Source organism: Pseudoalteromonas sp. MMG006 (assembly GCF_018101025.1).
Classification (GTDB): domain Bacteria; phylum Pseudomonadota; class Gammaproteobacteria; order Enterobacterales; family Alteromonadaceae; genus Pseudoalteromonas.
Window position 1 is genome coordinate 307457 of the sequence record NZ_JAGJEJ010000001.1, and the last position, 19781, is coordinate 327237.

At 40.3% G+C, this 19781-nt stretch carries 20 protein-coding genes; all 20 read left to right on the plus strand.

Annotated elements, in window-relative coordinates; genetic code table 11:
• Window positions 1-33 precede the first annotated feature (33 nt).
• The 20 genes from J8L73_RS01405 (at window position 34) to J8L73_RS01500 (ending at window position 19781) form a co-directional block, all read left to right on the plus strand.
• Entirely contained in the window at window positions 34-1887 is a 1854-nt protein-coding gene (locus tag J8L73_RS01405) for a flagellar hook-length control protein FliK (protein ID WP_211014359.1), read from the plus strand.
• Between the two features lie 57 nt (window positions 1888-1944).
• Window positions 1945-2472 carry a flagellar basal body-associated protein FliL gene (gene fliL, locus J8L73_RS01410; RefSeq protein WP_210999187.1) on the plus strand — a complete coding sequence of 176 codons (528 nt, stop codon included), beginning with the start codon at window positions 1945-1947 and terminating at the stop codon, window positions 2470-2472.
• Window positions 2473-2481: 9 nt separating this feature from the next.
• Window positions 2482-3573, plus strand: a complete 1092-nt coding sequence (gene fliM / locus J8L73_RS01415) for a flagellar motor switch protein FliM (protein WP_058548550.1) — start codon at window positions 2482-2484, stop codon at window positions 3571-3573.
• Between the two features lie 21 nt (window positions 3574-3594).
• On the plus strand, window positions 3595-3993 hold the full coding sequence (gene fliN / locus J8L73_RS01420) for a flagellar motor switch protein FliN (RefSeq protein ID WP_210999188.1): 399 nt from the start codon (window positions 3595-3597) through the stop codon (window positions 3991-3993).
• On the plus strand, window positions 3990-4373 hold the full coding sequence (gene fliO, locus J8L73_RS01425) for a flagellar biosynthetic protein FliO (protein ID WP_058548548.1): 384 nt from the start codon (window positions 3990-3992) through the stop codon (window positions 4371-4373). Before fliN ends, fliO begins: the two co-directional genes overlap by 4 nt.
• Window positions 4374-4377: 4 nt before the next feature.
• Window positions 4378-5118 (plus strand): flagellar type III secretion system pore protein FliP, encoded by a 741-nt coding sequence (gene fliP, locus J8L73_RS01430; protein WP_058548547.1) that lies wholly within the window; start codon window positions 4378-4380, stop codon window positions 5116-5118.
• 40 nt (window positions 5119-5158) lie between these two features.
• Window positions 5159-5428: a flagellar biosynthesis protein FliQ gene (gene fliQ / locus J8L73_RS01435; RefSeq protein WP_058548546.1), complete on the plus strand. Its 270-nt coding sequence runs from the start codon at window positions 5159-5161 to the stop codon at window positions 5426-5428.
• A gap of 2 nt (window positions 5429-5430) precedes the next feature.
• Window positions 5431-6210: a flagellar biosynthetic protein FliR gene (gene fliR / locus J8L73_RS01440; protein ID WP_058548545.1), complete on the plus strand. Its 780-nt coding sequence runs from the start codon at window positions 5431-5433 to the stop codon at window positions 6208-6210.
• Between the two features lie 9 nt (window positions 6211-6219).
• Complete coding sequence (gene flhB / locus J8L73_RS01445; protein WP_210999190.1) at window positions 6220-7350, plus strand: flagellar biosynthesis protein FlhB; 1131 nt, start codon at window positions 6220-6222, stop codon at window positions 7348-7350.
• A 71-nt stretch (window positions 7351-7421) separates the two neighbouring features.
• Window positions 7422-9533: a flagellar biosynthesis protein FlhA gene (flhA, locus tag J8L73_RS01450; protein WP_210999191.1), complete on the plus strand. Its 2112-nt coding sequence runs from the start codon at window positions 7422-7424 to the stop codon at window positions 9531-9533.
• 21 nt (window positions 9534-9554) lie between these two features.
• The gene (gene flhF / locus J8L73_RS01455; RefSeq protein WP_211014361.1) at window positions 9555-11039 is read left to right on the plus strand and encodes a flagellar biosynthesis protein FlhF; all 1485 of its coding nucleotides are present in this window, start codon (window positions 9555-9557) and stop codon (window positions 11037-11039) included.
• Window positions 11032-11892, plus strand: a complete 861-nt coding sequence (locus tag J8L73_RS01460) for a MinD/ParA family protein (protein WP_104643107.1) — start codon at window positions 11032-11034, stop codon at window positions 11890-11892. The genes flhF and J8L73_RS01460 overlap by 8 nt, the downstream gene beginning before the upstream one ends.
• A gap of 26 nt (window positions 11893-11918) precedes the next feature.
• Window positions 11919-12629, plus strand: a complete 711-nt coding sequence (locus J8L73_RS01465; RefSeq protein WP_211014600.1) for an RNA polymerase sigma factor FliA — start codon at window positions 11919-11921, stop codon at window positions 12627-12629.
• A 40-nt stretch (window positions 12630-12669) separates the two neighbouring features.
• Window positions 12670-13053 (plus strand): chemotaxis response regulator CheY, encoded by a 384-nt coding sequence (gene cheY, locus J8L73_RS01470; RefSeq protein ID WP_008132609.1) that lies wholly within the window; start codon window positions 12670-12672, stop codon window positions 13051-13053.
• A 17-nt stretch (window positions 13054-13070) separates the two neighbouring features.
• A complete protein-coding gene (locus J8L73_RS01475; RefSeq protein ID WP_210999193.1) occupies window positions 13071-13835 on the plus strand; it encodes a protein phosphatase CheZ in 765 nt (254 codons plus the stop codon).
• Between the two features lie 15 nt (window positions 13836-13850).
• The gene (locus J8L73_RS01480; protein ID WP_211014363.1) at window positions 13851-16076 is read left to right on the plus strand and encodes a chemotaxis protein CheA; all 2226 of its coding nucleotides are present in this window, start codon (window positions 13851-13853) and stop codon (window positions 16074-16076) included.
• Window positions 16077-16130: 54 nt separating this feature from the next.
• Window positions 16131-17279, plus strand: coding sequence for a chemotaxis response regulator protein-glutamate methylesterase (locus tag J8L73_RS01485; protein ID WP_210999195.1), 1149 nt, complete (start codon window positions 16131-16133; stop codon window positions 17277-17279).
• The gene (locus J8L73_RS01490; protein WP_211014365.1) at window positions 17272-18036 is read left to right on the plus strand and encodes a flagellar motor protein; all 765 of its coding nucleotides are present in this window, start codon (window positions 17272-17274) and stop codon (window positions 18034-18036) included. The genes J8L73_RS01485 and J8L73_RS01490 overlap by 8 nt, the downstream gene beginning before the upstream one ends.
• 2 nt (window positions 18037-18038) lie before the next feature.
• Entirely contained in the window at window positions 18039-18995 is a 957-nt protein-coding gene (locus J8L73_RS01495; RefSeq protein WP_211014366.1) for a flagellar motor protein MotB, read from the plus strand.
• 15 nt (window positions 18996-19010) lie between these two features.
• Window positions 19011-19781: a ParA family protein gene (locus tag J8L73_RS01500; protein ID WP_211014368.1), complete on the plus strand. Its 771-nt coding sequence runs from the start codon at window positions 19011-19013 to the stop codon at window positions 19779-19781.

Below are 19781 nucleotides of genomic sequence, written 5' to 3' on the forward strand. Positions count from 1 at the left end.
CATTGCCGTAATAGTATTAGGTGATTTATGGTGATGAACGATATTTCTTTTTTGGCTACTACCGAGCAAGACCCTTTATTAGCCGTTAGAGACAGTAACTTGGCTAAAAGTGAAAATGATTCAGGTGCTGAATTTTTAAGCCAACTCCACAATGCACATGACTCTATTGAGCTTGAAAAAAAAGGCAATGAAAAACCTCAGGCTGAAGCTGAAAACTCTATTGCCGCTCCTAAACATAAACAGCCACAAGAAAGTGAAGCTCAAAATGAAGAGCAAAACACAAAGTTGGCTGATGAAGATGCGGTTATAGTATTTATGTCTGGTGATAACATGCTTGCGCAAATTAACTCTGCACAAACCATGAACACATCTGTTAATAAACCTGCCGACACATTAAACAACACAGAGCTAAAAAATTCTTTACACTCTTTAGTTACTAAAAGCGGTGATGAATCACCTTTAATGCAAAATACAAGTTCTGCGATTGTCGGTTCAGAGACTACCCCATCAGATGACTCGCAAAGTGGTGGCGAAAATACTTTTTTACTCAATGAAAATAAGCACTACAAAAGTACTTTAGCGCAAGCCATAGAAGGGCAATTTTCAGATAATAAAAAGCCTATACAAGATAAAATTGAAGTAAACCAATCACCTAAAGTAGCTTCTGAAAATGGACAAAGTACAGCATTAACTAACTTATTAGCTAAAGAGATGGGATCAACTGCTGCTGATAAAGTGATTGCGAGTTTAACCTCTGAGCAGCGCTTGCAACTTAATACACAAGCTCAAGCAATAACAAATTCTAGTTCGAGTAATGTAAGTAATACTTCAAGTTTAAAAGAAATGCTTGCGCAATTTATTACAGATAATGAACAAACTCAAAGTACAGCCGTAAAGCAAAGAGTAAGTTCAGAAATTAATACGCTCAATACAAGTGAAAAACAAGCATTATTAACACAATTAAACGCATACATTAAAACAGAGCAGCCCCAGGGTGAGCAGTTGAAAGCCCTTAAGCAAACGGTTAGTGAACTTGAAGCGTCCATTGAAATAAAGTTAGTTGATAGTGCTAAAATCAAGCCAAACACATTTGTTGCCGGTGAAACACCGAATACGGTAAATACAGTTGCTCAAGCCAGCTCAAAATCGGTAAATAAAGCGGATGCCGAAGTAAACAAAATTACAGTGTCAAACGATGATGATTTAGCAAAGCAATTGGAGCAACTTTCCAAAGAAGGGCTTAAAAGTACAACAGCGGAGCAAAGCTCACCTCGTGTAGCACAAATATTTACTCAACTTACGGCTGCGTTTAATACAGTGCAAGCTAATAGTACCGGCTTATATGAAGGGCTTAACTATGATCAAGGGCTTGCAGATACACAGCTTTTGCAAAGCCAGCAATTACAAAGCGCGGCACAAGTAAAGCAAGTAAGTATTGACCCTGATGTTATGCAAGCAATAAACATTGTAAAAAGTGATGCAGCTAAACTTTTGCAAGAGCGAGTAAGCTCTATGCTCAGCATTAATAATAAAGAGGCTGAAATACGCCTAGATCCACCTGAAATGGGCAGTATGCAAATACGGATTAGAAGTGATGCAGAACAAGCTCAAATTAATTTTGTAGTGCAAAGCCAACAGGCTAAAGAAGCGCTTGAACAGTCAATGCCACGCCTACGCGAGATGTTAGCTCAGCAGGGATTAGAGCTTGGCGAGAGTACTATTTCTTATGGGCAATCGGGCGGTGAAAATCCGGATCAAAGTGATGGCGGTACTCAAGCGGGGTTAGCTAATAACGAATCGGTAAATGGTGAAAATGACGAGCAAGCAAACAGTGTTTCACAAAGTTCTCGACAACAAAGTTCATCATCAATAGATTACTATGCCTAAGTACTGCTATTATAACAATTAAAACAAGCAAGTACCTTTGCAAATAAAGGAATCATTATGGCTGAAGAAGCAAGTTTAGAAATAGAAGAAACCGGTAAAAGTAAAAAGAAGCTAATTATTATAATAGCAGCTGTTGTACTGATTGCTGGTGGCGTTGGTGGTTACTTGTTTATGTCGGGTTCAGATGCGCCTGTTGAAACACTCGATGAAGAAACGGCTATGTCTGAGGAGGCTCCTGCAGTTTCTAGTTCTTCAGCTCAAATGGGGAGTGCTTTGTATGTTGCTATGCCTAGGCCTTTTGTATTTAATGTTCCAGGCTCAAGCCGCGATAGAATTGTTCAAGTAAAAGTGCAATTATTAGTACGTGGTGATGTAAACGAAGAGACCGCTAAAAAGCATATTCCACTTATTGAAGGTACCTTGTTAAGCGTGTTCTCTACTACAACTGCCGATGAACTAAGCACCAGTGCAGGCAAGGAAACACTACGTTTTTCAGCGCTAGAAAAAGTACAAACAGCTTTAAACGATGTTGAAGGCAGCAAAGTAATTGAGCGGGTATTGTTTACCGGCTTTGTGATGCAATAAGGGGTTAGTGTGAGCGATTTATTATCCCAAGATGAAATTGATGCGCTATTACACGGTGTTGATGACGTTGAAGAGGAAGATATACACGAAGGTGAAGATGGCGGAGGAAGTACGCTTCAGTACGATTTTTCTTCGCAAGATCGGATCGTGCGTGGTCGCATGCCGACACTGGAAATTGTTAATGAGCGCTTTGCTCGTCACATGCGAATCAGCTTATTTAATATGATGCGCCGCACCGCTGAGGTGTCGATTAACGGCGTCCAAATGATTAAGTTTGGCGAATATATCCATACTCTATTTGTTCCAACTAGCTTAAATATGGTGCGTTTTAGACCTCTAAAAGGCACAGGCCTTATTACCATGGAAGCACGACTTGTGTTTATTTTGGTAGATAACTTTTTTGGTGGTGATGGGCGTTATCATGCAAAAATTGAAGGCCGCGAATTTACCCCAACCGAGCGCCGAATAGTGCAAATGCTGCTTAAAATAATTTTTGAAGATTATAAAGAAGCGTGGGCACCGGTTATGGACGTGTCTTTTGAATACCTCGACTCAGAGGTAAACCCTGCAATGGCCAATATTGTAAGCCCAACAGAAGTTGTGGTTATTAGCTCTTTTCATATTGAACTTGATGGCGGTGGCGGCGACTTTCATATTGCACTTCCTTATTCAATGCTTGAGCCTATTAGAGAATTACTTGACGCGGGTGTGCAATCAGATACTGAAGACACCGACTTACGTTGGAGTAAAGCGCTTCGTGATGAGATTATGGATGTTGAAGTTGATATGTCCACTCAGCTTCTTGAAGTCGACCTTTCTCTTAAGCAAATTATGGAGCTTAAAGCAGGTGACATTATACCGGTAGAAATGCCGGAGCATATTACGGTATTTGTTGAAGAACTTCCTACCTTTAGGGCTAAAATGGGCCGCTCTCGTGATAATGTTGCGCTACAAATTAGTGAAAAAATTAAACGACCTGATTCAGTTAAATCTGAGCTGCATGTATTTACCAAAGGCGGCAAGAAAATTGACTCAGATGCAGAATTAGCAGAACTAGAAGATGATTTACACCTGTCTGACGGTGTAGACTTAGACTGGTAATTGATTTAAAAGGTTAAAAGTATGAGCGATGATCAAGATACAATGGACGAATGGGCAGCAGCATTAGCTGAGGCTGAGGGCACTGATGAAGGCGCAGAAGCGCAAGTAGCCGAACTTGATGAATTAAGTGATTCTAAACACGAAATGAGTGGCGAAGAAAAGCGCAAACTCGATACTATATTAGATATACCTGTCACTATTTCTATGGAAGTCGGGCGTTCTAAAATTAATATTCGTAACTTACTTCAGCTAAACCAAGGCTCTGTTGTAGAGCTTGACCGTGTTGCTGGTGAGCCGTTAGATGTATTAGTAAATGGTACGCTCATTGCGCACGGTGAAGTCGTTGTAGTAAACGATAAGTTTGGTATTCGCTTAACTGATGTTATTAGCCAAGTAGAGCGGATCAAAAAGCTACGATGAACACGTTAGTAGCTTTAACGAATTCGGTTTTTACAAAAGCAGATGCGGTAACACCTACCGGAGATATTCTCTCTATGGTGTTGTCGTTAATAATGGTGCTAGTGCTGATTATAGTACTGGCATTTTTTGTTAAAAAGCTTAATCCCAATTTAGCAAATAGTGATGAGTTTAAAGTAGTGCGAAGCTTACCATTGGGCTCTCGTGAGCGCTTAATGGTTGTTGAAATAGATAACGCACAGCATTTATTAGGTGTAACTCCGCACAGTATTAATTATTTGCATAAGCTAGAAACCCCATTAAGTGAAAAAGAATTACCTGAGCTTGCAAAGCGATTTGGTAAGCTTTTAAACACACAATCAAACCAAAATAAAAAGAATTAAACCTATGACAAAGTGGCTGCTTATTATTTTTGCCATGGTATTTGTACCAAATGTAAGTGCAGAGGGAATTGATGCGCTGACCATTACCACAAATGCCGACGGTACTCAGGATTACTCAGTAACATTACAAGTTTTAGCCATTATGACGGCGCTGAGTTTTATACCAGCAGCTATCATTATGATGACTTCTTTTACCCGTATTATTGTTGTACTTGCTATTTTGCGACAAGCAATTGGTTTGCAGCAAACGCCATCAAACCAAGTGCTACTTGGTATGTCGTTATTTTTAAGTATTTTTATAATGTCGCCTATTTATCAGCAAGTGAATGAGCGAGCCATTGAGCCTTACTTAAACGAGCAGGTTACCTCGGTACAAGCGCTAGAACTTGCAAAAGAGCCAATGAAAGCGTTTATGCTCTCGCAAGTTCGCCTAAAAGACTTAGAAACATTTGCCAAAATAGCGGGGTACGATCAGTTAGATTCACCTGAAGATACACCGCTAATAGTACTTATACCTGCTTTTGTAACCAGCGAGCTGCAAACTGCTTTTATAATTGGGTTTATGTTTTTCATCCCATTTTTAATAGTAGATTTAGTTGTGGCTTCGGTTCTTATGGCGATGGGTATGATGATGCTATCGCCAATGATTGTATCTTTACCATTTAAAATAATGTTATTTGTATTAGTTGATGGTTGGAGCTTAGTAATGGGCACTTTAGCTAAAAGTTTTGGCTTAGGGACTTAAAATGCAAAGTTTAGCTGTAATACAAAAATAGGAGTACAACATGGAACCGGAAATTTTTGTTGATATTCTAAGTGACGCGTTATTTTTAGTGATTAAATTGGTGTCTGCAATCGTTGTCCCAGGTTTAATTGTGGGTTTAGTGGTTGCTGTATTTCAAGCTGCAACTTCAATAAACGAACAAACACTAAGCTTTTTACCTCGCCTATTAATTACAATTAGTGCACTTATAGTGGGAGGCCATTGGCTAACGCAAGAGCTAATGGACTTTTTCACCCGCTTAGTTTTGCTTATTCCTGAAATTGCAGGTTAACTGTGGAATATCCATTTGCCGTTATTATTCAGTGGTTAAGCGACTTTTTATTGCCGTTAGTGCGCATAAGCTCGATGATCATGATAATGGCGGGCTTAGGTGCTAAAAATGTACCTACTCGAATTAAAATGGGCTTAGCGGTTGTTGTTACGTTTTTAGTGGTACCCGTATTACCGCCCGCTACATTTACTAACTTATTCTCATTTGAAATGATTTTAGTGGTTATTCAGCAAATGTTGATAGGCGTTGCTATTGGCTTTGCATCAACCCTTTTATTAAATACGTTTGTTTTAGCGGGCCAAATACTCGCAATGCAAACCGGTTTAGGTTTTGCCTCTGTTATCGACCCCTCAAATGGTGCAAGCGTACCGGCAGTTGGTCAGTTCTTTCTGATTTTAGCCACTCTCTTATTTTTTGTTTTTAATGGCCATTTAATGATGATTCAAATGGTGGTGCATAGTTTTCAGGTGTTGCCAATTGATGGTAATTGGTGGTCTGTTGATCATTATTGGGACATAGTAACGTGGGGCGGGTGGATGTTTACAACTGCTTTAGTGCTGTCTCTTGCGCCATTAACCGCAATGCTCGTTATTAATATGTCCTTTGGTATTATGACGCGTGCAGCCCCTCAATTAAATATTTTCTCTATTGGTTTTCCGTTCACCTTGGTGGCTGGGCTTATTATTATTTGGGCTACGCTAGGCAATTTTGTGACTCAATTTGAGTTTCAATGGCTTAAAATGGTTGAGCTAATGTGTACTTTAGTTGGCTGTTCGCCCTAGGAGAAAATAATGGCAGAAGATTCCGGGCAAGAAAAAACAGAAGAACCCACATCCAAAAAATTGGATGAGTCTAAAAAGAAAGGTCAAATAGCCCGCTCAAAAGAGTTAGGGACAATGTTTGTGCTTATATTTTCAGCTATTTCTTTATTAATGTATGGGCCTGAAATTGGTAAAGGTTTATACAACGTAATGGGACGAACCCTAAGCTTAAACCGAAATGAAGCGTTTGATACGACAAAAATGTTTGCGGTGTGGGGTGAAGTAGCCGATGCCTTAATGTTCCCAATGGCAATGTTTGTATTAATTATCGTGCTTGCTGCATTTATTGGTAATACCTTACTAGGTGGCTTTAACTTTAGCTGGGAAGCTGCTACACCTAAGGCTAGTAAAATGTCGCCAATGAAAGGCTTTAAACGTATGTTTGGCCCTCAAGCCGGTGTAGAACTTGTTAAGTCGTTATTAAAGTTTGGCTTAGTGGCTACTATTGCTGTTTTTTTAATTAATACTTATTTTGATGAAATACTTCATTTAAGTTTAGAAAGTGCGCCCAGTAATATAATCCACGCGCTAGAAATTTTAGGGTGGATGTTTTTAGGCCTTTCATGCACTTTAATTGTGATTGCCGCGATAGATGCGCCATTTCAAAGTTATAACCATAACAAACAACTTAAAATGACCATGCAAGAGGTTAAAGACGAGTATAAAAACTCTGAAGGTGATCCACAAATTAAAGCGCGTATTAGGCAAACGCAAAGGCAAATGTCGCAAAATAGAATGATGCAAGATGTCCCAGATGCCGATGTTATTGTTACTAACCCTACGCATTATTCTGTAGCGTTAAAATACGATACCGAGCGTGCAGGCGCGCCTATTGTGCTTGCCAAAGGCGCAGATGAAATGGCAATGCAAATTCGTAAAGTTGCAATAGGTAACGAAGTTCCCATCGTGGAGTCGCCAATGCTAACCCGTGCGCTTTATCATACCGCTGAGGTTGGCGATCAAATACCCGATCAATTATTTACCGCTGTTGCGCAAGTTTTGGCGTATGTATTTCAGCTTAAACGTTTTAATAAAGGGCGTGGAAAACGTCCTGTTCCACTTAATAAAAAACTCCCAATTCCAGATGCTTACAAGTATTAGTCGTTAAGATTATAACTTGGAATAGTTATTGCAATTTCAGCGTAGTGTCAATTTTTTGAAATTGTAGATTTATGGATTTTAAAGCTGTATTACAACAACTTAATAAAGATAAAAAAGAGTACGCCAAAGGCGTAGGAACACCATTGTTGGTGTTAGCTGCGCTTGGTATGGTTATTTTACCGCTCCCACCTTTTCTTCTCGATATACTCTTTTCGTTCAATATAGCACTTGCTTTAGTTGTGCTGCTTGTGACCGTTTATACAATGAAGCCCGTTGAGTTTGGTATGTTTCCGGCCGTTCTCCTTATTGCAACCATAATGCGACTCGCCCTAAACGTTGCCAGTACCCGTGTAGTATTACTTGAAGGACATAACGGTGGCGACTCTGCAGGTAAAGTAATTGAGGCTTTTGGCTCGGTGGTTATTGGCGGTAATTACGCCGTTGGTTTAGTGGTTTTTTTAATTCTGATTATTATTAACTTTGTAGTAATAACTAAAGGCGCAGGTCGAATATCTGAAGTGTCAGCACGTTTTACTCTTGATGCCATGCCAGGTAAGCAAATGGCTATAGATGCAGACTTAAATGCTGGTTTTATTAGTGCAGAGCAAGCGCGAGATCGTCGTGAAGAAGTTACTCGCGAAGCTGATTTTTACGGTTCTATGGATGGTGCTAGTAAATTTGTTAAAGGCGATGCAATTGCAGGTATTGTTATATTAGTTATCAATATAGTGGGTGGCTTATTTGTAGGTATGATCCAACACAATATGAGTTTTGGCAATGCAATGGAAGTGTATACATTACTGACTATTGGTGATGGCCTAGTTGCCCAACTTCCTTCTTTACTTCTTTCAATTGGTACCGCAATTGTTGTAACGCGTCAAAATGAATCGCTTAATATGGGCGATCAATTTAAGAAGCAACTTGGTAACGAAAAGTCATTATTTATTGCATCAGGTATTTTAATTGTAATGGGGCTTGTACCTGGTATGCCTCACTTAGCCTTTTTGAGCCTAGGTGGTTTATTAGGTTATGTAGCGTATTACACCCAACAAAGTAAATTAAAAGCAGCCGCTTTAGAGGCTGAAGCCGCTGCTAATGGAAATAATCCAGCAACAGGCGTTGCTAATAAGCAAGAGCAAAAAGAGCTTGGTTGGGATGACGTTCAACAAATTGACGTCATAGGCCTAGAAGTAGGTTACAGATTAATACCATTAGTTGATCAATCACAAGGTGGCGAGCTACTAAATCGTATTAAAGGCGTGCGTAAAAAGCTTTCTCAAGAGCTTGGGTTTTTAGTGCCACCTGTACATATTCGCGATAATTTAGAGCTAGATCCAAATGCTTACAGAATCACGTTGATGGGTGTATCTACTGGAGAGAGTGAACTTAAGCATGGTGACGAACTTGCTATAAATCCTGGTCAAGTATTTGGGCCAATTAAAGGTGTTGACACAAAAGATCCTGCATTTGGACTTGATGCTGTTTGGATTAAGCCCGATCAAAAAGATGAAGCTCAATCTCTTGGTTACACTGTTGTTGATTCTGCCACCGTTGTTGCGACGCATATAAGCCAGTTACTTACAAATAGCGCTGCATTATTACTAGGACACGAAGAGGTTCAAAACCTACTTGATATGCTTGCTAAAAGTCACCCTCGCTTAGTTGAAGGGCTAGTGCCAGATGTATTGCCATTAACTGTAATTGTAAAAGTACTGCAAAATTTATTAAACGAAGGTGTTGCTATTCGCGATATGCGCTCAATTGTACAAACCCTTGTTGAATATGGCCCGCGAAGCCAAGACCCTGATGTTTTAACTGCTGCGGTGCGCATTTCTCTGCGTAGATTAATTGTTCAAGACGCAGTGGGTATGTCATCAGAAATCCCTGTCATAACCTTGGCGCCTGAGTTGGAACAGATGTTGCATCAGTCATTACAAAATGCAGGCGACGAAGGTGCCGGTATAGAACCAGGACTTGCAGAGCGACTTCAAGTGTCATTAACCGAAGCGCATCAAAATCAAGAAATGGCTGGTGAACCTTCGATATTGCTAACGTCAGGAATGTTACGCACTGTGTTATCTCGTTTTGTTAAGTACACAATACCTGGTTTAAAGGTAATGTCTTATCAAGAGGTACCAGATGAAAGACAGATCAAGATTGTAAGCTCGGTAGGCCAACAATAAGATTTTAACAGGGGTTAAACCATGAAGATTAAACGTTTTTTTGCTAAAGATATGCGCACAGCACTTAAAGAAGTTAAAGAAGAGTTAGGTGTTGATGCGGTTATTATGTCAAACAAGAAGCTTGCTAACGGTGTAGAAATTGTAGCAGCGGTTGATTATGACAAAGCAGCCCCTAAAGTAGCTTCGCAGCCTCAAACAGAGCAAAATACGCGTGCTCAAGCTCCACATCAAAGTATGCATAATTTTGTAAAGCCAGAGCCACAGCGTGCTAAACCAGAACCGCAAGCAAAAGTTGCAGATAGTTTACAAGCGTTACTAGAGCGTCAGTCTCCACGACCTCGCTCTCCAGAGCTTGCTTCAATGTTTTCACAATCGGGTATTGATACTACCGACAACTACCAAGAGCCTGTAGCCAAAGCGCGTCCTACTGAAAATATGTTTGCACGTGATGATGTAGCTTCGTCGCGTCCGCATACCCAAGCCGATAGCTTAGGGTTTGACGATTTAGACCGTGATTTTGATGATTTAGAAGCGCCTGTAAATTCTCGCCCACAAACTAAAAAAAATGAAAGCGAAGAAATGACAAATATGCGCGAAGAAATGAATGCAATTCGTCAATTACTTGAGCACCAAGTATCGGGTCTAATGCAACAAGATATGGCGCGTCGCGATCCTACACGCGCATGTATGGTTGACCGTTTAGTCGGTATGGGGATAGATAAAGAAGTTGCTCAGCAAATGGCGTGTTTTGTGCCTGACGATGTATCTCGTCAACAAGGTTGGAAAGCATTATTAACTATGGTCGAAGACCAAATGCAAACAACGAACAACGAAATACTTCGCCAAGGTGGTGTTTATGCATTAGTTGGCCCAACAGGTGTTGGCAAAACAACAACTGTAGCTAAACTTGCAGCTTTAGGTGCTCAAAAATATGGTGCTGATAAAGTAGCACTAATTACAACTGATACTTACAGAATTGGTGCTTATGAGCAGCTTGCCACATACGGACGAATCATTGGTTGTGGAGTTAAACAAGTAAAAGATGCGAATGAATTGGCTGAAGTTTTATATCATTTACGTAATAAACGTCTAGTATTAATTGATACAGCAGGTATGAGCCAGCGAGACTTGCGTTTAACTGAGCAGTTAAATACATTAATGCGTAATCAACGCGTTGATATTCGTAGTTACTTAGTATTAAGTGCAACAGCACAAATTAATGTACTTCAAGAAACTGTACGTCACTTTAAAAAAGTACAGTTAAGTGGTTGTATTTTCACTAAGTTAGACGAGTCTTTAAGTTTGGGGGAAATTATTAGTATTGCGATTCAAAATCGCCTCCCAATAGGGTATCTTACTAACGGACAACGAGTACCAGAAGATATTCGAGTTGCAAATGCTGAGAAACTAGTTAAAAAGGCTGAGCAATTGTATTTAAAAAGAATAAAAGCACAACATTCAAGGCACCAAGCAGTGGCGTCGAGCACAGTAGGGATGTATGATTAACACAGTATTAGATCAAGCAAGCGGCCTGCGCAAAATGAGTCAAAACAATAACAACGGCGTAAAAGTTATCGCTGTAACTGGTGGCAAAGGTGGAGTAGGGAAGACAAATGTTTCTCTGAATACTGCTATTGCATTAGGGCAGCAAGGTAATCGAGTCTTAGTACTTGATGCAGATTTAGGCTTAGCAAATTGTGATGTGATGCTTGGTTTGCGCGTTGAGCGTAATTTGTCACATGTTTTATCTGGTGAATGTGAGCTGGATGAGATTTTAGTTGAAGGGCCAGCTGGCATAAAAATTGTACCCGCTACGTCGGGCTCGCAAAGCATGGTTGAACTATCACCATCAGAACATGCTGGCTTAATACGTGCTTTCAGTGAACTTAACACTGAGTTTGATATTTTAATTGTAGATACTGCCGCCGGTATCTCTGACATGGTACTAAGCTTTTCTCGTGCGGCCCAAGATGTCATGGTTGTAGTTTGTGATGAACCAACATCAATAACGGACGCATACGCATTAATTAAAGTTTTAAGCCGTGAGCATGGTGTTTATAAATTTAAAATTGTTGCAAATATGGTCCGCAGTATGCGAGAAGGCCAGGAGTTATTTGCAAAATTATCTAAAGTTACAGATCGTTTTTTAGATATATCAATGGAATTGGTTGCAACTGTTCCATATGATGAAAATATGCGTAAATCGACGCGTCGTCAAAAAGTAATTGTAGAGCTTTTCCCGAATTCGCCAGCAGCCCTTGCATTTAAAACGTTGGCAACAAAAGCAGTAAAATGGCCAATACCAAACCAACCATCTGGGCACTTAGAGTTTTTCATTGAAAAACTAGTAAACGGCTAATTATGACAACATTGGTGAATAGAGCTATGGGATATCAAACAACACAAAACTTAAATGTGATTGTTGAAAAGCATGCATCGCTTGTAAAAAAAGTGGCATGTCATCTAATTGCTCGATTACCACCAAGTGTTCAACTTGATGACTTAATTCAATCAGGAATGATAGGTTTAATTGAAGCTTCAAAAAACTTTGATGCAGCCAAAGGAGCTAGTTTTGAAACCTTCGCAGGAATACGAATACGCGGAGCTATGCTCGATGAAATGCGCAGAGGGGATTGGGCTCCTCGCTCAGTACACCGTAAAAGCAGGCAAGTAGCTGAGGCTATCACAGAACTTGAAAACAGCTTAAACCGTGAACCAACAGATATAGAAGTTGCTGAAAAACTTGAAATTTCGTTAAATGAGTACCATCATATTTTAAACGATGTTAACGCAAGTAAAGTTTTAGGTATTGAAGACCTTGGTGTTGACGAAGATGTAATTGCTCCTACAGGGCAAGATTTATCGCTAGACAAACCTTTTAATAATGTTAAAAATGAACGGTTTAATGCATCTTTATTAAGTGCTATAAAGTCTTTACCAGAGCGTGATGCAATGGTGCTTTCTTTGTACTATAACGATGAAATGAATTTAAAAGAAATAGGGCATATACTCGATGTAAGTGAATCGCGTGTAAGTCAAATACATGGTCAGGCCATGATTAAGCTTAAAGCTAAAATCAATGACTGGATAAATTAGTAGTAAGTAAACTAAGGTTAAAACCTCACTGGAGGATGTTTTGGATAAAAACATGAAAATTCTTGTTGTTGATGATTTCTCAACGATGAGACGTATTATAAAAAATCTGTTACGTGATTTAGGCTTCACTAACGTTCAAGAGGCTGATGACGGCTCTACGGCTTTGCCTATGCTACAAAATCAAGTCTTTGATTTCGTAGTTACAGATTGGAATATGCCTGGTATGCAAGGTATTGACCTATTAAGAGCGATTCGTGCGGATGATAAGTTAAAACATATCCCTGTACTAATGGTGACAGCTGAAGCGAAAAAAGAACAAATAATTGCTGCAGCTCAAGCAGGCGTTAATGGTTATATAGTGAAGCCTTTTACGGCTGGAACACTAAAAACAAAATTAGAAAAAGTATTTGAACGTTTAGGTTAACGATAGGGGAGAGGTTTATGCCAGCACCTGCTGCGCCTCAAATAACTTTAGAACAAGCTCGGCAACTCGTTGTTTTTTTAGAAAACGGTGAGCAAGAGAAAGCCAATCAGCTGATCTTAGAAACTGCTTCACAAGAGCAATCTGAATTATTTGCTGAAGTTGGAAAGTTAACCCGTCAATTGCACGAAGCGCTTAAAAGCTTTGAGCTTGATACTCGTTTAACTGACTTAACTACTGATGCTATCCCTGATGCTAAAAAGCGGCTAAATTATGTTATGGAAATGACAGAAAATGCCGCGAATAAAACGATGGATGCTGTTGAGGCAAGCTTGCCTATTGCTCAGCAATTAGCAGACGAAATATCTCATATCAAACCGACTTGGGATCGCTTAATGAGTCGCGAAATAGAGTTGGGCGAATTTAAGACGCTATGCCATAGCATCGATAAGTTTATGAATAACTCTCATCATAAAACCGATGAGTTACAGAGCTTAATGACCAACGTATTAATGGCTCAAGACTATCAAGATCTAACTGGGCAAGTAATTCGTCGAGTTATTGAATTAGTTAGAGAAGTAGAAGAGAGCTTACTGCATCTTTTAACTGCTTTTGCAGCGCAAGATGACAGCCCGGCTGAAACAATAGAACAAAAAACAGAAGAACCAGTTACCGCACAAACTTTAGCAGGTCCGGAAGGCCCAATTATTGATAAAGATTCGCGTAATGATGTTGTATCTGATCAAGATGAAGTCGATGATCTTTTATCAAGTTTGGGCTTCTAAGAGGAGAGTAACTGCATGAGCTTTGAAGTCGATGAAGATATTTTACAAGACTTTTTGGTAGAGGCTGGAGAAATCCTAGAGCTTTTATCTGAACAGTTAGTTGAGCTGGAAAATAACCCAGAAGACACCGAGCTACTAAATGCTATATTTAGAGGTTTTCATACCGTAAAAGGTGGTGCAGGCTTTTTAGCAATGACAGAGCTCGTTGATGCGTGTCATGGTGCAGAAAATGTATTTGATTTACTGCGTCAGGGAGTGCGAACTGTTAACTCCGAGTTGATGGATGTTATATTACAAGCACTTGATACCATTAATGAAATGTTTGCAACGATTCAAAATAGAGACAAACCTGAACCAGCAGACCCTCAATTACTCGAAACACTTCACATACTTGGTTTACCACCAACAGAGGCTGAATTAGCTGGTGAAGCATCTCAGCCTGAACCTGAGCCTCCTCAAGGTGAATCTCCAGAATCTAATGCTGTAGATGAAGAAGACCCATTTGCTTTTGACGAAATGTTTAGTGGTGCCCCTAGTGCAGCTGATTCACAGATAGATGAAATTACCGAAGACGAATTTGAAAACCTACTTGATGAATTACATGGTAAAGGACAAGTTCCTGTAGCGGAGGAGTCAACACCAAGCGATGCTGATATTAGCGGTGATATAACAGATGATGAATTTGATAGTTTATTAGATGAATTACACGGTGTTGGCAGCTTTGGTGCGGGAGCAAGTTCAGAGCCTGAAAAAAGTAAATCTGAACAACCGCCTAAAGTAGAAGCTAAAGCGCCTCAAAGCGATGCTAATTCATCCTCAGATGATGAAATTAGTGATGATGAGTTCGAAGCGCTTCTTGATGAGCTTCACGGTAAAGGGACTGCTCCTAAATCAGCAGAAAGCGTACCAGCTGCAAAACAGCCTGAGCCTGTTTCACCGCCAGCTGCAAAAAAATCAGAGCCTGTTAAAAAAGCTGAACCAGCTAAAGCCTCTACACCAAAACCAGTTGAAAAAGTGCCAGAAAAACCTGTCGCCAAAGCTGCACCTGCGGCTCCTAAAAAGGCAGCACCACCGCCAGCTGAGACAACTGTTCGTGTAGACACAAAACGCCTTGATCAAATTATGAACATGGTGGGTGAGTTAGTGCTTGTTCGAAACCGCTTAGTGAGTCTTGCAACTAATTCTGATAGCGAAGCCATGGGTAAAGCAATTTCTAATCTTGATGTGGTAACTGCTGATATTCAAGGTGCAGTTATGCAAACAAGAATGCAGCCCATCAAAAAGGTATTTGGTCGCTTCCCTCGTGTTGTTCGTGATTTGGCACGAAGTTTAAATAAAGATATAAACCTACAACTTGTTGGCGAAGAAACTGATTTAGATAAAAACTTAGTTGAAGCGCTTGCCGACCCTCTTGTGCATTTGGTGCGTAATTCAGTTGATCATGGTATTGAAATGCCTGCTGATCGTGAAGCTGCGGGTAAACCGCGTACAGGTAATGTTACTTTATCAGCATCGCAAGAAGGCGATCATATTTTGTTAACCATTAAAGATGATGGTGCTGGTATGGATGCTGAAAAACTCAAGAAAATTGCGATTAGTAAAGGTGTTCTCGATCATGACCAAGCGAGTCGACTTTCTGACACCGAAGCTTACAACCTAATTTTTGCTCCAGGCTTTTCTACTAAAGAAGAAATTTCAGATATTTCTGGCCGTGGTGTAGGGATGGATGTAGTAAAAACTAAAATCACTCAATTGAATGGTTCGGTTAGCATACAGTCTGAGTTAGGTGTAGGTACTATTTTAGAAATAAAAGTTCCTCTAACCTTAGCTATTTTACCTACCTTAATGGTTATTGTTGGGGCACAAACATTTGCCTTACCACTGGCTGGGGTGAGTGAGATATTCCATTTAGATTTAACTAAAACAAATGTTGTCGATGGTCAATTAACAATAATTGTACGTAAAAAAGCGATTCCGTTATTTTATCTAGAGCATTGGCTTGTTAAAGGTGCTGATCGTTCTCTGCGAAAAGCGCAAGGACATGTTGTTATTGTTCAAATTGGCACGCAGCAAGTTGGTTTCGTTGTAGATTCATTAATAGGCCAAGAGGAAGTGGTAATTAAGCCGCTTGATGCCTTACTTCAAGGTACGCCAGGCATGGCTGGCGCTACAATTACATCAGATGGTGGTATTGCACTTATACTTGATGTACCAAGCATGTTAAAACATTACGCAGGCTAACAATAATGCAGGTATGTAGTACATACCTGCATATAAACCTAATAAGAGAGCTAAATGGCCGTTAAAGTTTTAGTTGTTGATGATTCAAGCTTTTTTCGCCGCAGAGTAAGCGAAATACTTGAGCAAGATAGCGACATACACGTTATAGGTTTTGCTGTAAATGGCAGAGAAGCTGTAGATAAAACAGCGCAGCTACGCCCTGATATGATTACTATGGATGTAGAAATGCCAGTGCTTGATGGCATTAGTGCAGTGAAAGAGATAATGGCGAGTAATCCAACGCCAATATTAATGTTTTCTTCGTTAACGCGAGATGGCGCAACGGCGACTCTAGATGCACTAGATGCTGGCGCTATGGATTTCTTACCAAAAAAATTCGAAGATATTGCGCGTAATAACGAAGATGCTATTAAATTACTACAAACAAAAGTAAAAGAAATAGGCAGAAGGCGCGCACCAAGAGCGTTTAAGCCAGCACCTTCAAGTAAGCCAGTAGAAAGGTCAGCGCCTGTAAGCTCTAGCCTTTCTGGGGCAAGTACTGTCAAGCAGCCTGATAGAAGCTTTCAGCGTACAGCTCCTATAAAAAATTCTTCAAGTAGTGCATCAATACGAGCAAGTGGTAAGCAATATCAACTTGTCGCGATAGGTACATCTACAGGTGGCCCTGTAGCTCTACAAACCATTTTAACTCAGTTACCTGCTAATTTCCCTCACCCAATTTTACTTATTCAACATATGCCTGCAGCTTTCACGCCAGCATTTGCTGCACGCCTTAATGGATTGTGCCAAATTAAAGTAAAAGAAGCTCAACAAGGTGACCGATTACAACCTGGGACGGCATATTTAGCGCCTGGTGGGCAACAAATGATGGTTGAAGGGCGCGGCTCAAATAGAACATTGCGTGTATTTGAAGATAACAGCGAACGCATAAGTTACAAACCTAGTGTTGATGTTACTTTTGCTAGTGCAGCAAAGGCTTATCAAGGTGATGTGCTGGCTATTGTTTTAACCGGCATGGGCGCAGATGGGCGTGATGGTGCAAGAATGTTGAAGCAAACCGGCGCCACAATTTGGGCTCAAGATGAAAAAAGTTGCGTAGTTTATGGTATGCCACAAGCGATCGCAAACGCAGGGCTTGCAAGTGAAAACTTAGCGCTTGATGACGTTGCTATGAGAATCAAAAGAGAGATTGGGTGTGGATAAGCTCTCAATACTCGGGTTAGTTGTCGCGCTTGGTGCAATAGCTTTTGGGTATTCTTTAGAGGGCGGTGTTGTATCTGCTCTTTTTAATGGGCCTGCATTAATTATTGTATTAGGCGGTACTATTGGTGCGGTTATGTTACAAACCTCAGGCAGTACATTAAAAAAAATGCTGAATATGACTAGCTGGGTTTTTGTTGCTCCTCACTATGATATCGATGAAGCGATAGAGCAAGTTAAGCGCTGGTCTTATAAAGCTCGACAAGAAGGTTATTTAGTGCTTGAAAACGAAGCACTAACACACTCAGACGCTTATGCTGCAAAAGGTTTAAGCTTACTAATTGATGGCTGTTCAGAGAAAAAGCTGCGCGACACTCTCGAAATTGATTTACTGCTTGAACGTGATCGCTTATTAGAAGCAGCTCGTGTTTATGATGCCATGGGGGGTTACAGTCCTACCATTGGCATTTTAGGCGCTGTGCTTGGCTTAATACAGGCAATGTCTTTTATTACTGATCCACAAATGTTGGGCGCAGGTGTCGCTACTGCTTTTATAGCGACAATTTATGGAGTTGGACTCGCTAATTTACTGTTTTTACCAATGGCAAATAAGCTTAAGCAGCGAGTTGAGCAAAAGATGCTATATCATGAAATGCTTGCTGAAGGTGTGATTGCTATAAGCGTTGGCGAAAGTCCTATGAATATAGAATTAAGGCTTGAAGCTTATCGTGTTGAGCGTCCTAATTTAGTGGATGCGTAATTATGCTACGTAGGCGTCTTCGCTATTCAGCTGCTAAAGACCAACACACAGAGCGTTGGCTCGTGTCATATGCTGATTACATGACCATAATGTTTGCTTTTTTTGTAGTGCTATACGCTATTGCCATTAATAAAGAAGAAAGTTTTCAGGTTTTATCTGACTCACTTGGACATGTTTTTGATAAATCGGCACGCCAATTTTCGCAGCACGGTGAAGGTGTTAACGGCAATGGAATCTTGACCGATAGAGTGACACCTGAGCTGGAAGTTCTCTATGGTGAAAGTATTCAAAAGCAAGAACAAGGCCCTGAACTTCTTGATGGGCAAAGCGATACAAGTAATATCCAGCAAAAGTACTTGGGGAAACCCCTTGATAATCTTTTAACTAAATTGCAGTCAGCACTAATTGATGAAATCCGTAATGGCGAGGCTAGCCTAGAGCTAAATCAGGATTGGTTAATTATAGAGCTTAGCTCTGGAATGCTTTTTTCAAGTGGAAGCTCAGTTGCGCACTCAAGAGCAAAACAAGTAGTTAAAATAGTTAAAGATATTATTGCTCCTGTAGATAATTATGTACGAGTGCGCGGTTATACTGACGATGAAACTATTCGTAATGAAATTTTCCGCTCAAACTGGGAGCTGTCAGTTGCCAGGGCCACTTCTATTTTAATGGAACTTGAGGCGCTTGGAATTAACTCTGCGAGAATGGCTATAGAGGGATATGGTCAATACTCTCCGTTTGCAGATAACAGTACCGCCGAAGGGCGGGCTGAAAACCGTAAAGTTGTAATTGCACTTTCTAAGTATGGCCTACCGCCTGAAAAAGAAGTTAAAAAAGGTGGGAAAGAAAGTGAGCCTGTAGCGATAGAGTCAGAAGTCGAGTTATCTTCTGACGACGATACTATAAAAATAATTCGACTGCCTCATGGTGGTATTCGCATAACTACACGCAATGAATGATAATTAGGACACAATGTGAAGATTTGGACTGTCGCAAATCAAAAGGGTGGGGTTGGAAAAACAACCACTGCTGTTAGTCTTGCTGGTATTTTAGCTTTACAGGGTAAACGTGTGCTGCTTATAGATACGGATCCTCATGCATCGCTCACATATTATTTTGGTATAGATTCTGAAGACTTAGAAGTCAGCGTGTACGATATTTTTGCACGTGGTACGAGCATGCAAAGCGAAGAAATACTTCAAGCATTATGCCCATCAACTCTCGAAAATCTAGATATTTTACCTGCAACAATGGCGATAGCTACGCTTGATAGAAGTATGGGTAACAAAACGGGAATGGGGTTAATATTAAAAAAAGCGCTTGCAAAAATCAGTGAACATTACGATTATGCCATTTTAGATTGCCCTCCTGTTTTAGGAGTGTTGATGGTTAACGCATTAGCTGCAAGTGAGCGTATTTTAGTCCCGGTACAAACTGAGTTTCTAGCGCTTAAAGGGCTTGATAGAATGATGCGTACAATGGAATTAATGCAAACCTCTCAGGCGAAAGATTATCAATATACTATAATCCCTACTATGTATGATAAGCGTACTAAAGCATCACTAGAGGCCTATAAAACATTACAAAATACATACACTAATAAAGTATGGCCGGGTGTTATTCCGGTGGATACTAAATTTAGAGATGCAAGCTTAGCGCAAAAAGTGCCAATAGAATTTTGCCCTCGCTCGCGTGGTGTGTTTGCATATAAGGCTCTATTGGAGTATTTAATTGAACAAGGTTAA

What these genes read in the sequence shown, in the direction of transcription:
- flhA (WP_210999191.1), top strand. Translation starts at nt 7,422, where the DNA reads ATGGATTTTAAAGCTGTATTACAACAACTTAATAAAGATAAAAAAGAG.
- fliQ (WP_058548546.1), top strand. Translation starts at nt 5,159, where the DNA reads ATGGAACCGGAAATTTTTGTTGATATTCTAAGTGACGCGTTATTTTTA.
- J8L73_RS01405 (WP_211014359.1), top strand. Translation starts at nt 34, where the DNA reads ATGAACGATATTTCTTTTTTGGCTACTACCGAGCAAGACCCTTTATTA.
- fliP (WP_058548547.1), top strand. Translation starts at nt 4,378, where the DNA reads ATGACAAAGTGGCTGCTTATTATTTTTGCCATGGTATTTGTACCAAAT.
- fliL (WP_210999187.1), top strand. Translation starts at nt 1,945, where the DNA reads ATGGCTGAAGAAGCAAGTTTAGAAATAGAAGAAACCGGTAAAAGTAAA.
- J8L73_RS01480 (WP_211014363.1), top strand. Translation starts at nt 13,851, where the DNA reads ATGAGCTTTGAAGTCGATGAAGATATTTTACAAGACTTTTTGGTAGAG.
- J8L73_RS01460 (WP_104643107.1), top strand. Translation starts at nt 11,032, where the DNA reads ATGATTAACACAGTATTAGATCAAGCAAGCGGCCTGCGCAAAATGAGT.
- J8L73_RS01475 (WP_210999193.1), top strand. Translation starts at nt 13,071, where the DNA reads ATGCCAGCACCTGCTGCGCCTCAAATAACTTTAGAACAAGCTCGGCAA.
- flhF (WP_211014361.1), top strand. Translation starts at nt 9,555, where the DNA reads ATGAAGATTAAACGTTTTTTTGCTAAAGATATGCGCACAGCACTTAAA.
- J8L73_RS01485 (WP_210999195.1), top strand. Translation starts at nt 16,131, where the DNA reads ATGGCCGTTAAAGTTTTAGTTGTTGATGATTCAAGCTTTTTTCGCCGC.
- J8L73_RS01465 (WP_211014600.1), top strand. Translation starts at nt 11,919, where the DNA reads ATGGGATATCAAACAACACAAAACTTAAATGTGATTGTTGAAAAGCAT.
- flhB (WP_210999190.1), top strand. Translation starts at nt 6,220, where the DNA reads ATGGCAGAAGATTCCGGGCAAGAAAAAACAGAAGAACCCACATCCAAA.
- J8L73_RS01495 (WP_211014366.1), top strand. Translation starts at nt 18,039, where the DNA reads ATGCTACGTAGGCGTCTTCGCTATTCAGCTGCTAAAGACCAACACACA.
- fliO (WP_058548548.1), top strand. Translation starts at nt 3,990, where the DNA reads ATGAACACGTTAGTAGCTTTAACGAATTCGGTTTTTACAAAAGCAGAT.
- fliN (WP_210999188.1), top strand. Translation starts at nt 3,595, where the DNA reads ATGAGCGATGATCAAGATACAATGGACGAATGGGCAGCAGCATTAGCT.